We start from the raw sequence: 13,162 nt of genomic DNA, 5'->3' as shown, positions 1-13,162 counted from the left end.
GGCGTCCCAGGCCGACGGGTTCCGACCCGTGCGCCTCAGGCCAGTGAAAGGAACAGCTTCTCCAGCCGGGCCTTCATCTGCGCGGTCGTCTCACCGTCCGCCCCGTTGCGGGCGGGGTCGATGATGCACTGCTGGAGCCCGGTCGCGATGATCGCGAAGCCCGCCCGGTCCAGGGCGCGCGAGGCGGCGGCGAGCTGGGTGACCACGTCCTCGCAGTCACGGCCCTCCTCGATCATCTTGATCACTCCGGAGATCTGCCCCTGCGCCCGGCGCAGCCGGTTCAGGACCGACTTGAGCTCATCGCCCTCGAACTGAAGCTCCACGACCACTCCTCACATACCCGTAGGGGTATTTTACCCGCCCCTCGGGCAAACCCGTCACCCCTCACTGCAAGGAAGGATCGCACCCGCCATGACCACCACTCCCCCGAACCCCGATCTCGCCCCCGACCAGGCCCTCGCCCGCCTCCCGGAACTGACCGTCGTCGACGTCCGCACACCGGGCGAGTACGCCTCCGGCCATGTGCCCGGCGCCCACAACATCCCCCTGGACGCCCTGCGCCGGGCCCTGCCCACGCTCCGCGCGGCGGACGGCCAGCTCCTCCTGGTGTGTGCCTCCGGCGCCCGGGCCGAGAACGCCCGGGCGGTCCTCGCCGAGCACGGCATCCCGGCGGCCACCCTCACCGGCGGCACCCGCGGCTGGGCCGAGCGCGGCCACGAACTGCACCGGCCGCGGGGCGGGTCGCGCGCGACCTGGGCCATGGAGCGCCAGGTGCGGTTCACCGCCGGCTCGGTCGTCCTCGCGGGCCTGGGCCTCGGGCTGCTGCACCCGGCCTGGCTGCTGCTGTCGGCGGGGATCGCGGGCGGCCTGGTGTTCTCGGCGCTCACCGACACCTGCGGGATGGCCGCGGTCCTGTCGAAGCTGCCCCACAACCGGCCGCGCCCGGCCGACCTCGACGCGACCCTGGCGAGGATCGGTTCCGCCCGTGGATGAGCGGGCCCGGAGCCGGGAGCGGCCGTCGTAGCCTGGGGGGCGCCCCACCTCCCGGACGAGGAGCACCGTGACCACCGCAGACGCAGTGCCCACGAGAGAGACGCGAGAGCGGACCGGTCCGTCCGTGTTCCGGCTGCTCCTCTCCTATGTACGGCCGCACCGCTGGGCCCTGCTGGCGGGTGCGGTGCTCTCGCTGGTGACGGGCGCGACCGGGCTGCTGCTGCCGCTGGTGGCACGGGGGTTGATCGAGGACCTGTCCCACGACCGTTCCATCACCGGGAAGTTGCTCGCCATGGCGGGTCTGGTGGTCACCAACGCCGCGTTGGGCGCGCTGGGTTCGTACGTGCTGCGGCGCACCGCCGAGTCGGTGGTGCTCGGGGCGCGGCGCACCCTGTCGTCGTATCTGCTGCGGCTGCGGATCGCCGCCGTGGACCGTACCGAGCCCGGCGACCTGATGGCGCGGATCACCTCGGACACCACCCTGCTGCGCGAGGTGACCACGGACTCGCTGGTCGCGCTCGGCACCGGCGGACTCACCCTGGTCGCCACGGTGGTGATGATGGGGGTGGTCGATCCGGTGCTGCTCGGCGTCACGCTCGCGGTGATCGCCGGGGCCGGCACGGTGCTGGGCACGATCGTGCCGCGCATCAACCGGGCCAGCCGCCGGGCGCAGGACGCGGTGGGTGTGATGGGTGCCTCGCTGGAGCGGGTCCTGGGCGCGCTGCGGACGGTGAAGGCATCCGGCGCCGAGCACCGGGAGGAGCAGGCCCTGCACGCGGCCGCCGAGGAGTCCTGGCGGCAGAGCGTGCGCGCCGCCAAGTGGTCGGCCGCGGCGGGCAACACGGCGGGGCTCGCGATGCAGCTGGCGTTCATCACGGTGCTGGCGGTGGGCGGGGCGCGGGTGGCGACCGGCGCGATCGGCGTGGGCACGCTGGTGGCGTTCCTGCTCTACGTCTTCTACCTGATGTCGCCGATCCAGCAGGTCGTCGGCGCGATCACCCAGTACCAGACCGGCGCGGGCGCACTGGCCCGGATCCAGGAGGCACTGCTGCTGCCCGCCGAACCCGCGGCCGAGCCCGCCGAGTTGCCGTCCGCCGGCGCCGAACCGGCCTCTCTCGCCTTCACCGACGTACGCTTCCGCTACGCCGACGACCTGCCGTACGTCCACCACGGGGTCAGCTTCGCGATACCCGCGCGGGGCATGACGGCGTTCGTCGGCCCGTCCGGCGCCGGCAAGACCACCGTCTTCTCGCTCATCGAGCGGTTCTACGACCCCGAGTCCGGCGCGATCACCCTCGACGGCCGCCCGCTGGCCGACTGGGACCTGCCCCTGCTGCGTTCCGCGATCGGGTACGTCGAGCAGGACGCGCCCGTGCTGTCGGGCTCGCTGCGGGACAACCTGCTGCTCGGCAACCCGGACGCGGACGAGGACGCGGTGACCCGGGTGGTGAAGACGACCCGCCTGGACGGCCTGGTCGCGCGGCTGCCCCAGGGGCTGGACACCCTGGTCGGCCACCGTGGCACCAAGCTGTCCGGCGGGGAGCGGCAACGGGTCGCGATCGCGAGGGCGTTGCTGCGCCGGCCCCGGCTGCTGCTCCTGGACGAGGCGACCTCGCAGCTGGACGCGGTGAACGAGGCGGCGCTCAGGGACACGGTCGCCGATGTGGCGCGGTCGACCACGGTGCTGGTGGTCGCGCACCGGCTGTCGACGGTGACGATGGCGGACCGGATCGTCGTGATGGACGCGGGACAGGTCCGCGCGGTGGGCACGCACCGCGAGCTGGTGGCGGCGGATCCGCTCTACGCGGAGCTGGCGGCGACGCAGTTCCTGGCCTCGGAGCACTGAGGTCGCCTTCGGGCCCCGGGTACGGCGGAGGGCCGCCCCCTTGTGCGGGACGGCCCTCGGTGTGCGGCCGGGGTCAGGATTCGACGGCCGGCACCAGCCCCATGACGGGCGCGGCCAGGTCGGTGAGCTGGTGCAGTTCGCCGAGCCTCTGGACTCCGTTCAGCCCCTGCACCTGCTCCGAGATCTTCGGGATCTCGTCCTTGTACTGCGCCGGGACGTCACTGCGGGCGACCGAGTCGAGCACGCCGAGCGCGGTGAGCTTCCCGGTGTGCTGGGGGCTCGCGCCGGCCGCGTTCGCCAGCGGCGCGGCGAGGCCGGTGACCCCGACGGCGAGGCCGACGGCGGCGACGATACGTCGTGTTGAGATCATGTCCTCAGCAACGTCCCCGGCACCGGGCCGGACACGGGCAGCCGCTCCCCCTCACCCGTCAGGAGGAGTGCCCGGCCTGCGCTTGCCGAGCCCGGCGCGGCGGAGCACGCTCGAAGGGAGGGTTCTCGCGACCCCTCCGCATCGGGTCGCGGGCACCCGCAGGAGGTCACCATGGGCACCGCGACAGGTTCCGCCTTCGACACCGAGACACTGCGCCGGGCCATAGAGGGAAACACCGGGAACAGCCTTCTGGCGCTCTACGCGGACGACGCGGAGATCCGCATCGTCGACCGCAACACCCAGCCCAGCCACCCCAAGGTCCTGCACGGCCGCAAGGACATCGCCGCGATGCTGGACGACGTCTACGGCCGGGACATGACGCACAAGCTGGACCGGTGCGTCGTGCAGGGCGACAGCGCCGCCTTCAGCGAGTCCTGCGAGTACGGGGACGGCGTCCGGGTACTCGCCGAGTCGATGATCACGCTGCGCGACGGCAAGATCGCCGAGCAGCTCATGATCCAGGCATGGGACGAGTAGTCGGCAGGACCGCGAGGGTCCAGGTCAGCTCCCGGTTGACCTGGACCTTCTCGGCGCGGGCGGCCCTGGGGCACCGCCGCCGGCCGCGGCCTCGCGCGTCCGTGGCGCTGCTGGAGACGGTCCTGCGTGCCGCGCACTGCCGCAGGAAGCGCTGACGGCCTCGGCTACCCTGGGGGCGGGCCGTGACTGGCGCTGAGGTGGAGCACCACCGGGGAGCGGCCCGCACTGTCGATGCCGTGCGCCTGGGCGATCAAGGTCAATCAGCTCAGGAGTGTGCGCATGACCCAGGCCCGCCTCATGGACGGAACCGCCGTCGCCCGCCGGATCGTCGAGGAGACCGCGCAGAAGGCCGCCGGCCTCACCGCACGCACGGGCGTCACGCCGTGTCTGGCGACGGTGCTGGTCGGCGAGGACCCCGCCTCCGTCACCTACGTCCGGATGAAGCAGAACCGCAGCCGCAAGGCCGGCATCGCCTCGCGGCACGTGGCCCTGCCCGCCACCACGACCACCGAGGAACTCGTCGCCGCGCTGCGGGAGTTGTCGGCCGATCCCGCCGTGCACGGCATCCTGCTGCAGCACCCGGTGGGCGAACACGTCGACGAGCGGGCGGCGTTCGAGGCGATCGCCCCGGAGAAGGACGTGGACGGCGTGACCTTCGCGTCGTTCGCGACGATGAGCTTCGGCCTGCCGGGCTTCGTCTCCTGCACTCCCGGGGGCATCCTGCGCCTGCTCGACGCGTACGGCGTCGACCCGGCCGGGAAGCGGGCGGTGGTCGTCGGCCGCAGCGCGATCCTGGGCAAGCCGGCCGGCATGCTCCTTCTCGCCCGCGACGCCACGGTCACCTACTGCCACTCCCGCACCGGGGACCTGTCGGCGGCCGTCCGCGAGGCGGACATCGTGGTCGCCGCCGTCGGCCGCCCCCGGCTGATCCGGGGGCAGGACATCAAGCCGGGCGCGGTCGTGCTCGACGCGGGCTACAACGACGGGAACGTCGGTGACGTCGACTTCGACAGCGCCGTCGAGCGCGCCTCGCTGATCACGCCGGTGCCGGGCGGCGTCGGCCCGATGACCATCGCCGTACTGCTGGAGCAGACCGTCGACGCGGCCGCCCGGCAGCTCGGGGTGTGACGGTCAGCGCATCCAGGCGCTGTAGTCCATGACGTCCCCGGCATGCACCCCGTACTCGGGCTCGTCCCGGGTGAACGTGGTCTCCAGGCCGAGTACGGCACCGGTGGCGGGGTCCAGGATCAGCATCCGCCGTGCGCCGGTGCCCTGGTCGTAGACGTACGCCTGCCCGCCGCGGCCCAGCCGGTCGGTGACCTGACCGACCGGCCGCAACCCCTTCGCGTCGGCGAGGAGCTGAACCAGGGCCGCGGACTCCCGTGCCCCGAGGGTCCAGTTGTTCAGCAACTCCTGGGTGGCGTCGAGGAGTTCGGAGGTGCTGCGGGTGTCGCCGTGGATCAGCTCGGCCAGGTAGGCGCGCAGCTTCGCCGGGTCGTGCGGGGGTGTCGACAGCGGCGGGGCGTCGCCCCACATCGGCGGGAAGGTCCGCCGGCTGAGCACATGGCCGTCCTCGACCAGCCCCTCGTCGGTGAGGACGGGCCGGCCCGCGTGGCTCGGGTCGGTCGCCACCACCACCTCGGTGTGGCTGCCGTCCGCCCGCCAGCGCACCACGCGTTCCTCGGGCAGGGTGAGGGGCGGCTCGTCGTCGCTCATGCCCAGGCTCCAGGACTGCACATGGGTGCCCTGGCGCAGCGCCGGGGACCCGTCGCCCGCCGCCACGGCGGCCAGTTTCGCGACCTGGTCGAGCGGTACGGGGGTGGAGTGGGCGCGGACGGTCAGCGGCCGGGGTGCGGCGACCGCGGGAGCGCCGCCGGAGCCGCCGAGCAGCAGGGCCAGCGTGGTGGCGGCCACGACGGCGGCCGCGGTGAACCCCCACACCGGGCGCGGCCGCGACCAGGTCCGGCGCCCGGGGCGCGGGGCGTGCAGCAGCCGGTTCAGGTGCCGTTCGGCGGTGTGGTCCAGGGGGCCGTCGCCGTAGTGGGGGCCGTCGGCGGGCACCGGGTCGGCGGCGCGCAGCAGGTCGAGTTCGTCAGCCATGGCGGTGTTCCTCGGAAAGGGCCTCGGAAAGGGCCTCAGAATGGGCCTCAGAATGGGCCTCGGCGGCAGGGGGGCGCAGTCGGTCGATCTCGGCTCTGAGCCGGCGGCGGGCGCGGTGCAGCCGCATCGCCGCCGCCCGGCTGCCGCAGCCGAGGACGACCGCGACCTCGTCGACACCGAGTTCCTCCCAGGCGGTCAGCCGCAGCACCTCCTGGTCGGCCGGGGACAGCCGGGCCAGCGCCTCGTGCACCCAGGCGCCGGGCCGCTCGCCGCCGGGGCCGGCCGCGATGTGCCGTCCGTGCGCGGTCTCGTCGTTGCCCAGCCGGTCCATCAGCCGGCGCCTGCGCCCGTACCCGCGTACCGCGTTGGCGAGGCAGTTGCGTGCCACGCCGTACAGCCAGGGCAGCGGGACGGCCGGCAGGTCGGCTCGGCGGCGCCAGGCCACCGTGAACACCTCCGCCACCACTTCCTCCACCTCGCCGGCCCGCCCGTCCAGTCGCCGCGCGACATAACGGCTGACCGCCCAGTAGTGCTCGCGATAGGCAGCGGCGAAGATCTCGTCGTTGCTCATGTCCCGTTCGTGTCCGGCACCTTCCCGATCGTCACACCCGTTTCCGTGACGCTCGTCGCACCGTCCGAGTGTGACCGGCCCCTGCCGTCCGGACACAGGCGGGGCATGAGGAACCTCAAGTGGCTGACGACCACGGACCACAAGACGATCGGAACGCTCTATCTGGTCACGGCGTTCTCGTTCTTCTGCGTCGGTGGCGTGATGGCCCTGTTCATGCGTGCCGAACTGGCCCGGCCCGGCCTGCAGATCATGTCGAACGAGCAGTTCAACCAGGCGTTCACGATGCACGGCACGATCATGCTGCTGATGTTCGCGACCCCGCTCTTCGCGGGTTTCGCGAACTGGATCATGCCGTTGCAGATCGGCGCGCCGGACGTCGCCTTCCCCCGTCTGAACATGCTCGCCTACTGGCTCTATCTGCTCGGTTCGACCATCGCCGTCGGCGGCTTCCTCACCCCGCAGGGTGCGGCCGACTTCGGCTGGTTCGCCTATGCGCCCCTGTCGGACGTGGTCCGCACGCCCGGTGTCGGAGCCGACATGTGGATCATGGGCCTGGCGCTCTCCGGCTTCGGCACGATCCTGGGCGCGGTCAACTTCATCACCACGATCATCTGTATGCGCGCCCCCGGGATGACCATGTTCCGGATGCCGGTCTTCGTCTGGAACGTGCTCCTGACGGCGCTGCTGGTACTGCTCGCCTTCCCGGTCCTGGCGGCGGCCCTGTTCGCGCTGGAGGCGGACCGGAAGTTCGGCGCCCACGTGTTCGACGCGGCCAACGGCGGAGCGCTGCTCTGGCAGCACCTCTTCTGGTTCTTCGGCCATCCCGAGGTCTACATCATCGCGCTGCCGTTCTTCGGCATCATCAGCGAGGTGATCCCGGTCTTCTCGCGCAAGCCGATGTTCGGATACCTGGGCCTGGTGGCCGCGACCATCTCGATCGCCGGCCTCTCGGTCACCGTCTGGGCCCACCACATGTACGTCACGGGAGGCGTCCTGCTCCCGTTCTTCTCCTTCATGACCTTCCTGATCGCGGTCCCGACGGGAGTGAAGTTCTTCAACTGGATCGGCACGATGTGGCAGGGCTCGCTGTCCTTCGAGACACCCATGCTCTGGTCGACGGGCTTCCTGGTGACGTTCGTCTTCGGCGGCCTGACCGGTGTGATGCTCGCGTCCCCGCCGATCGACTTCCATGTCTCCGACTCGTACTTCGTCGTCGCCCACTTCCACTACGTGGTCTTCGGCACGGTCGTCTTCGCGATGTTCGCCGGCTTCCACTTCTGGTGGCCCAAGTTCACCGGGAAGATGCTGGACGAGCGCCTCGGCAAGATCACCTTCTGGACGCTCTTCATCGGCTTCCACGGCACGTTCCTGGTCCAGCACTGGCTCGGCGCGGAGGGCATGCAGCGCCGGATCCCCGACTATCTGGCGGTGGAGGGGCTCACCACACTCAACACGGTCTCCACGATCTTCTCGTTCCTGCTCGGGGCGTCACTGCTCCCGTTCCTCTACAACGTGTGGAAGACGGCGAAGTACGGCGAGAAGGTCGAGGCGGACGACCCGTGGGGGTACGGCCGTTCACTGGAGTGGGCGACGTCCTGTCCGCCGCCGCGCCACAACTTCGTCTCTCTTCCCCGGATCCGGAGCGAGTCGCCGGCGTTCGACCTGCACCACGGGGAGCCCGGGCCGGAGCGGGAGCTGAGCGCGCGATGACGGCGAGGGAGGAGGAGCGGGTGCTGGTCAGCCAGATCGAGGGGCATCTGCTGCTGGCGGCGGCACGTGCGGAGTGCCGTGCCGCGGCGACTCGGGCGGCGGACCGGCTCGGTTGGCTCACCGACACCCAACGGGAGGAACTGGAGCGCCAGTTGGAGTCGGAGTACCTCGAACTGGCGCGCACGTCGTGGCGCCGTACGGCGGAGCGCGGGGAGGCGTTGCGACTGGAGTACGAAGCGAGGTACCGCATGCTTCGCCAACGGCTTCTGGCCGGCGTCCTGCTGCTCTGTGCCGTACTCGGTGCCCTGGTGGGGGCCTCAGTCGCCGTGGGCGGCCGGCTCGGGATCGGCGTCGAGCGCGTCGAGCACCGCGTCGGCGTTCGCCCTCGCCCACTCGGTCAGCATGTGGATCGGATCGATCAGCGTCGCCCCGAGCGGGGTGAGCTCGTACTCGACGCGGGGCGGCACCTCGCCGTAGGCGTGGCGGCGGACGAGTCCGTGCGCCTGGAGACGTCGGAGCGTCTGGGTGAGCATCTTGCGGGAGATGCCGCCGATCAGCTCGATCAGCTCGCCGTGGCGCACCGGGCCCCTGCTGAGGCCGTAGAGCACGACCACCGTCCACTTGTCGGCGATGAGCTCGACCGCCAGCCGCGCCGGACAGTCGGCGAGAAAGGGATCGCCGGGACAGAAACCGCTCATGGCGCCAACGGTACCCGCGCCAGAGGTACCTGCCGGTTCCTGTCGGAAACCTAGCCTCGGTGATCTCCCTCCCTTCCGAAACCAGGAGAGTCATGCGAGTCATCACCCAGCAGACGCTCGGCGGTCCCGAGGTGCTCACCGTCGTGGACGCGCCCGAGCCCCGGCCCCTTCCGACCGAGGTTCTCGTCCGCGTCAGGGCGATCGGGCTGAACCCGCTGGAGGCGCGGCTGCGCGCCGGCGAGTTCCCGCTGCTCGGCCGGCCGCCGTTCGTCCTCGGCTGGGACATCAGCGGCGTGGTCGAGGAGGCGTCGGGGTCGTGGCGGTTCAGGCCGGGCGACGAGGTGTTCGGGATGCCGCTGTTCCCGCGGGCGGCGAGCGCGTACGCCGAGGTCGTGTCGGCACCGGCGTTGCACCTGGTGCGCAAGCCGGCGTCGCTCTCGCACGTCGAGGCGGCGGCGCTGCCGGTCGTCGGGCTGACGGCGTGGCAGGGCCTGGTCGACCTCGGCGGCGTGCGGGAGGGCGACCGTGTCCTGGTCCACGGCGGTGGCGGCGGGGTCGGCCATGTCGCGATCCAGATCGCGAAGGCGCTCGGCGCGTATGTGATCGCGACCGCGAGCGGGAGCAAGCGGAAGTTCGTCGAGGGGCTCGGGGCCGACGAGGTGATCGACTACACGGCGGCCGACTTCGCCGAGGCGGTCCGGGACATCGACGTGGTGCTCGACACGATCGGCGGTGACACCGTCGAGCGGTCGCTCGACGTGCTCCGTCCGGGCGGTCATCTGGTGACGGCGGTGGCCGAGGAGGATACGGCGCTCATCGCCCGGTACGAGGCGGCCGGTATGCGCTTCAGCGGTATCGGGGTCGATCCCGATCCGGTCGCGCTGCGAGGTCTCGTCGACCTCGTCGAACGGGGCAGGCTCCGGGTCCATGTACAGGAGACGTTCCCGTTCGAGCGCGTCGCCGACGCGCACCGGCTGCTCGACGGCGGTCACCTCCAGGGCAAGCTCGTCCTCACCGTCTGAGAACCTGATTTGGAAGCCCTCCGCAGGTAAGCCTTGGCCATTGGTTGCTATGGATCTGACTGTGGGTTGAAGTTCGTGCAGTGGGGCCGGGACCTGTCGCCGGCGATGGGAAAGCCGACGTCCCGGGCCACAGGGGGTGAGCCTGATGCCCGTGAGCACGAAGGTCGGGAGCGTCTCGCGCGCGAGGTACGACGAACTCGTGGGTGTGAGGACCGGCAGCTCGTACTGGACGAGACGAAGATCCAGTTCAAAATCGGGGACGACGCCTTGGAGATCTGCCCGTTGCGCGACTGGGGCGGTTCGCAGCCCGCGGCGAACGAGGATCTGTTCGGGGTGCGGGAGACGCTGGAGATGTTCGCTGACGATATCGGCGTCTCCTACAACCAGGTGCGGACCTACCGGTACACCGCCGGCCGGTGGCCGCGTGAACACCGGGCGGAGGGCGTCCCGTTCGAGATCCATCGCATCCTGGAGAAGCTGGACGACCGCTTCGAGCGGATCGCCAGCCCGCCGAAGCACCCGCGCAACGGGAAGCTGCAGTGGTCGGGGGACGCTGCGAAGCGGCAGGTGGGCTGGCAGGTGGACACGCCGGTGTCGGTCCAGGAGAAGGTGGAGGCGATCCACGACCTGGCGGCGGACGAGCAGGTGGCCGCCCGGGTGGCGACCGACTTCCTGCGCCGTCCCGGGGTCGCCTTCCGCGCTGCCGGCGACAAGACGGCCAGGCACCTGTTCAACAAGGCGCAGTCCGACCGGTGGCAGCAGGCGGAGGTGGCCGCCGCGGAACCGCTCACCGGGCAGGAGGAGAGCCCGGTGGCCCCGGCGGTCAGGGCGATCGACCGGACGCTGGAGTTCCTGGACCTGGTGGGGGCCTGTCACAAGTTCGTGGCCTCCACCAGCAGGCTGGTGCCGCTGATGCGGGACCGGACGCTGGCTCCGGACGCCCGGGAGGTCATCGGGCACAACCTCGCACGGGTGCGGGCCGCGTGTGACTGGGTGGAGCACGCGGTGTCGACCGGCGAGACCGACATGGACGAGGAGCTGGCGAAGCTGCTGCGGGGTGAGTAGCGGTGGCCCGCTCACGCCGTAAGGGCGATGCGGCACGGGAGCACGCCCGCTGCATCAGCCGCATCCTGATGGAGGCCCGCCCTGCCGGGCTGCACTTCCCGCAGCTGCGGATCGCGTGCGAGCTCAGTCCCGCCCAGGTCCGTTCCGGGCTGGCGATGCTGCGGGACATCGTCACCGAGATGGGATGGCCGCCCCTGGTGCACAGCAGGGAGGACGGCTACATGTTCACAGCCGACCCCGACGAACTCGAACAGTACGAGATCGCGAAGATCCACGAGAAGCTGACCGAGGTGCGGCGGCTGATCACCGCGACGGTCGGCCCGCACGCCAGGCTGGCCCCGGACGACAAGCGGGTCCGGCACATGATCACTCAGCTGAACTCGGTCGAGTCCACACTCGACCTGATCGCGTGAGGAGGGGCTGCTCATGCGGCAGCGCCGCTACCCCTCGGACGTCACCGACGCGGAATGGTCGCTGATCGAGCCTCTCCTGCCGCCGCCCGCATGGACAACGCGGCGCGGCGGCAGGCCCGAGAAACACCCGCGCCGCGAGATCGTGGACGGCATCCGGTATGTGTGTTCCGAGGGCTGCCGCTGGCGTGCTCTGCCCGCGGACTTCCCTCCGCACCAGACGGTCTACGGCTTCTTCAGGCGCTGGACCAGGTCCGGGGTCTGGAACACGGTCCGTGACCACCTCCGGCGCGAAGTCCGCTGCCAGATGGGCACCTCCCCGCACGCGGTGGCCACCGTGCTCGACGCCCAGTCGGTCAAGGCGTCCGAGACCGTCGGCAAGGACACGCGCGGCTGGGACGGCGGGAAGCTGATCAACGGACGCAAACGGCACCTCCTGACCGAGACGCACGGCCTCCCGCTGGACGTCATGGTGACCTCGGCCGGTCTGCACGACAGCAAGCCGGCCAGGGACCTGCTGACCCGCGCCCGCCGGCTCCACCCCGAACTCGCCATCGTCTGGGCCGACTCCGCCTACCGCGGCCCTTTCGCGGAATGGGCCAAGGCCGAGCTGAAACTCACGATCAAGACCGTGAACAGGTCCAAGGACGCCAAGGGTTTCGTCGTTCTGCCGCGCCGCTGGGTGGTGGAACGGTCCTGGTGCGCCACGAGGCGCTCTGTTTGTATCCCCGGCTGAGCCGGGAGGAACTCGGAAGGAGGTTCCTGGGCCAATGACTTACCTGATGCCGAAAGGCAGAGGGGACAAAAGCATGTCAGGAAACCAGTGACCGGGCCCAGTTGTCGGGGGCGGTGTGCTGGGTGGCCCGCGCGATATGGCGAAGACTGAATTGTTTGAAGCCCAATCTCCAGCAGATGCAAGTTCCCATCCGCCGGAAAGACAGCTGTAACCGGCGCCGCGTTCTGCACCAGGTTTCTATAGTTGGCCGGTGCACCTCCGGGACGCGGGGCGATGCCCAGCGAGGGCATTCAAGGAGATGAGTGGGACGCCTACGTCGCGCTATGACGTACAGCAGAGACGAACGTGGGATCGCCTACGGGACGCGAGTCCTATGGCGACGGAGGCCTCGTAGTAGTCGCCGGAGCAACGCCCGGCCAGGGAGGACGGGAAAGCCGTCCGCAGGGCGAAGGGGGCCAGGTGGTTCGGGCACCCGAGACTCGGGAGGTATGCGAAATGCAGAGCGCCGCAACGGTGCTGGGTGTCCTGCGTGAACGCGGCAGGTGCCGTCTGCCGTGCACGGAACTGTATCGACAGCTGTTCAATCCGCAGTTGTATCTGCTGGCCTACGGACGCATCTACGCCAACCATGGCGCGATGACGCCCGGGGTCACACCGGAAACCGTGGACGGCATGTCGCAGCGGAAGATAGCCCGGATAATTGAGGCGATGCGTCACGAGCGTTACCGCTTCCGTCCGGTCCGGCGCGTCCATATCCCGAAAAGCAATGGGAAGACGCGTCCGCTGGGGCTGCCGACCTGGTCGGACAAGCTCGTTGGCGAAGTCGTGCGCCTCCTGCTGGAAGCGTATTACGAGCCGACGTTCTCCGACCGCTCGCACGGATTCCGTCCCCGGCGTGGCTGCCATACCGCTTTGCGGGAGGTGGCCCACACCTGGACCGGGACAGCCTGGTTCATCGAGGGTGACATCGCCGATTGCTTCGGCAGTCTGGACCACCAGGTCCTTCTGGCGATTCTCGGCGAGAAGATCCGTGACCAGCGGTTTCTGCGGCTGGTACAGAACATGCTGACAGCCGGATATCTGGAGGACTGGAGGTGGGGAGCC

At 70.5% G+C, this 13,162-nt stretch carries 15 protein-coding genes, 1 pseudogene and 1 riboswitch; of the genes and pseudogenes, 11 read left to right on the top strand and 5 right to left on the bottom strand.

Annotated elements, in window-relative coordinates:
• Window positions 1-35: 35 nt before the first annotated feature.
• Window positions 36-323, bottom strand: coding sequence for a metal-sensitive transcriptional regulator (locus tag AB0D85_RS15330; RefSeq protein ID WP_362319355.1), 288 nt, complete (start codon window positions 321-323; stop codon window positions 36-38).
• Between the two features lie 88 nt (window positions 324-411).
• Between AB0D85_RS15330 and AB0D85_RS15325 the strand changes: the two genes are divergently transcribed.
• Window positions 412-993 (top strand): rhodanese-like domain-containing protein, encoded by a 582-nt coding sequence (locus AB0D85_RS15325; protein WP_362319352.1) that lies wholly within the window; start codon window positions 412-414, stop codon window positions 991-993.
• A gap of 67 nt (window positions 994-1,060) precedes the next feature.
• Entirely contained in the window at window positions 1,061-2,839 is a 1,779-nt protein-coding gene (locus AB0D85_RS15320; RefSeq protein WP_362319350.1) for an ABC transporter ATP-binding protein, read from the top strand.
• Window positions 2,840-2,912: 73 nt separating this feature from the next.
• On the opposite strand, the gene AB0D85_RS15315 is transcribed toward AB0D85_RS15320, so the two are convergent.
• Window positions 2,913-3,209 (bottom strand): hypothetical protein, encoded by a 297-nt coding sequence (locus tag AB0D85_RS15315; protein WP_362319347.1) that lies wholly within the window; start codon window positions 3,207-3,209, stop codon window positions 2,913-2,915.
• 171 nt (window positions 3,210-3,380) lie between these two features.
• On the opposite strand from AB0D85_RS15315, the gene AB0D85_RS15310 reads away from it, so the two are divergent.
• From AB0D85_RS15310 to AB0D85_RS15300, 3 genes are all read left to right on the top strand, one after another.
• On the top strand, window positions 3,381-3,746 hold the full coding sequence (locus AB0D85_RS15310) for a nuclear transport factor 2 family protein (protein WP_362319344.1): 366 nt from the start codon (window positions 3,381-3,383) through the stop codon (window positions 3,744-3,746).
• Entirely contained in the window at window positions 3,734-3,901 is a 168-nt protein-coding gene (locus AB0D85_RS15305) for a hypothetical protein (protein ID WP_362319342.1), read from the top strand. The genes AB0D85_RS15310 and AB0D85_RS15305 overlap by 13 nt, the downstream gene beginning before the upstream one ends.
• A 17-nt stretch (window positions 3,902-3,918) precedes the next feature.
• Window positions 3,919-4,001, top strand: a riboswitch (ZMP/ZTP riboswitch).
• A 24-nt stretch (window positions 4,002-4,025) separates the two neighbouring features.
• The gene (locus AB0D85_RS15300; protein ID WP_362319340.1) at window positions 4,026-4,874 is read left to right on the top strand and encodes a bifunctional 5,10-methylenetetrahydrofolate dehydrogenase/5,10-methenyltetrahydrofolate cyclohydrolase; all 849 of its coding nucleotides are present in this window, start codon (window positions 4,026-4,028) and stop codon (window positions 4,872-4,874) included.
• Between the two features lie 3 nt (window positions 4,875-4,877).
• Here AB0D85_RS15300 and AB0D85_RS15295 read toward each other — a convergent pair whose 3' ends face one another.
• A complete protein-coding gene (locus AB0D85_RS15295) occupies window positions 4,878-5,846 on the bottom strand; it encodes a CU044_5270 family protein (protein WP_362319337.1) in 969 nt (322 codons plus the stop codon).
• Window positions 5,839-6,417 (bottom strand): sigma-70 family RNA polymerase sigma factor, encoded by a 579-nt coding sequence (locus tag AB0D85_RS15290; protein WP_362319334.1) that lies wholly within the window; start codon window positions 6,415-6,417, stop codon window positions 5,839-5,841. The genes AB0D85_RS15295 and AB0D85_RS15290 overlap by 8 nt, the downstream gene beginning before the upstream one ends.
• A 105-nt stretch (window positions 6,418-6,522) precedes the next feature.
• Here AB0D85_RS15290 and ctaD point away from each other — a divergent pair, with 105 nt between their 5' ends.
• Window positions 6,523-8,127, top strand: a complete 1,605-nt coding sequence (gene ctaD / locus AB0D85_RS15285) for a cytochrome c oxidase subunit I (protein WP_362319332.1) — start codon at window positions 6,523-6,525, stop codon at window positions 8,125-8,127.
• Window positions 8,128-8,444: 317 nt separating this feature from the next.
• Here the strand turns inward: ctaD and AB0D85_RS15280 are convergent, their stop codons facing one another.
• Complete coding sequence (locus AB0D85_RS15280) at window positions 8,445-8,825, bottom strand: helix-turn-helix domain-containing protein (RefSeq protein ID WP_362319329.1); 381 nt, start codon at window positions 8,823-8,825, stop codon at window positions 8,445-8,447.
• Between the two features lie 92 nt (window positions 8,826-8,917).
• On the opposite strand from AB0D85_RS15280, the gene AB0D85_RS15275 reads away from it, so the two are divergent.
• From AB0D85_RS15275 to AB0D85_RS15255, 5 genes and pseudogenes are all read left to right on the top strand, one after another.
• Complete coding sequence (locus tag AB0D85_RS15275) at window positions 8,918-9,847, top strand: NADP-dependent oxidoreductase (protein WP_362319326.1); 930 nt, start codon at window positions 8,918-8,920, stop codon at window positions 9,845-9,847.
• Between the two features lie 75 nt (window positions 9,848-9,922).
• Window positions 9,923-10,912 carry a DUF6192 family protein gene (locus AB0D85_RS15270; protein WP_362320333.1) on the top strand — a complete coding sequence of 330 codons (990 nt, stop codon included), beginning with the start codon at window positions 9,923-9,925 and terminating at the stop codon, window positions 10,910-10,912.
• Between the two features lie 68 nt (window positions 10,913-10,980).
• Window positions 10,981-11,325 (top strand): RacP protein, encoded by a 345-nt coding sequence (locus tag AB0D85_RS15265; RefSeq protein WP_362320330.1) that lies wholly within the window; start codon window positions 10,981-10,983, stop codon window positions 11,323-11,325.
• Window positions 11,326-11,338: 13 nt separating this feature from the next.
• Window positions 11,339-12,019, top strand: a pseudogene (locus AB0D85_RS15260) (IS5 family transposase); the annotation flags it as partial.
• A gap of 534 nt (window positions 12,020-12,553) precedes the next feature.
• Window positions 12,554-13,162, top strand: a 609-nt coding sequence (locus AB0D85_RS15255; protein WP_362319323.1) for a reverse transcriptase domain-containing protein, incomplete at its 3' end; no start/stop codon positions are given.

Source organism: Streptomyces sp. NPDC048277, from assembly GCF_040652235.1.
Lineage (GTDB): Bacteria > Actinomycetota > Actinomycetes > Streptomycetales > Streptomycetaceae > Streptomyces.
Note: the sequence above shows the minus strand (reverse complement) of the source record. Positions and strands in the feature narration are given on the sequence as shown.

What these genes read in the sequence shown, in the direction of transcription:
- AB0D85_RS15325 (WP_362319352.1), top strand. Translation starts at nt 412, where the DNA reads ATGACCACCACTCCCCCGAACCCCGATCTCGCCCCCGACCAGGCCCTC.
- AB0D85_RS15315 (WP_362319347.1), bottom strand. Translation starts at nt 3,209, where the DNA reads ATGATCTCAACACGACGTATCGTCGCCGCCGTCGGCCTCGCCGTCGGG.
- AB0D85_RS15310 (WP_362319344.1), top strand. Translation starts at nt 3,381, where the DNA reads ATGGGCACCGCGACAGGTTCCGCCTTCGACACCGAGACACTGCGCCGG.
- AB0D85_RS15305 (WP_362319342.1), top strand. Translation starts at nt 3,734, where the DNA reads ATGGGACGAGTAGTCGGCAGGACCGCGAGGGTCCAGGTCAGCTCCCGG.
- AB0D85_RS15300 (WP_362319340.1), top strand. Translation starts at nt 4,026, where the DNA reads ATGACCCAGGCCCGCCTCATGGACGGAACCGCCGTCGCCCGCCGGATC.
- AB0D85_RS15295 (WP_362319337.1), bottom strand. Translation starts at nt 5,846, where the DNA reads ATGGCTGACGAACTCGACCTGCTGCGCGCCGCCGACCCGGTGCCCGCC.
- AB0D85_RS15290 (WP_362319334.1), bottom strand. Translation starts at nt 6,417, where the DNA reads ATGAGCAACGACGAGATCTTCGCCGCTGCCTATCGCGAGCACTACTGG.
- ctaD (WP_362319332.1), top strand. Translation starts at nt 6,523, where the DNA reads ATGAGGAACCTCAAGTGGCTGACGACCACGGACCACAAGACGATCGGA.
- AB0D85_RS15280 (WP_362319329.1), bottom strand. Translation starts at nt 8,825, where the DNA reads ATGAGCGGTTTCTGTCCCGGCGATCCCTTTCTCGCCGACTGTCCGGCG.
- AB0D85_RS15275 (WP_362319326.1), top strand. Translation starts at nt 8,918, where the DNA reads ATGCGAGTCATCACCCAGCAGACGCTCGGCGGTCCCGAGGTGCTCACC.
- AB0D85_RS15265 (WP_362320330.1), top strand. Translation starts at nt 10,981, where the DNA reads ATGGAGGCCCGCCCTGCCGGGCTGCACTTCCCGCAGCTGCGGATCGCG.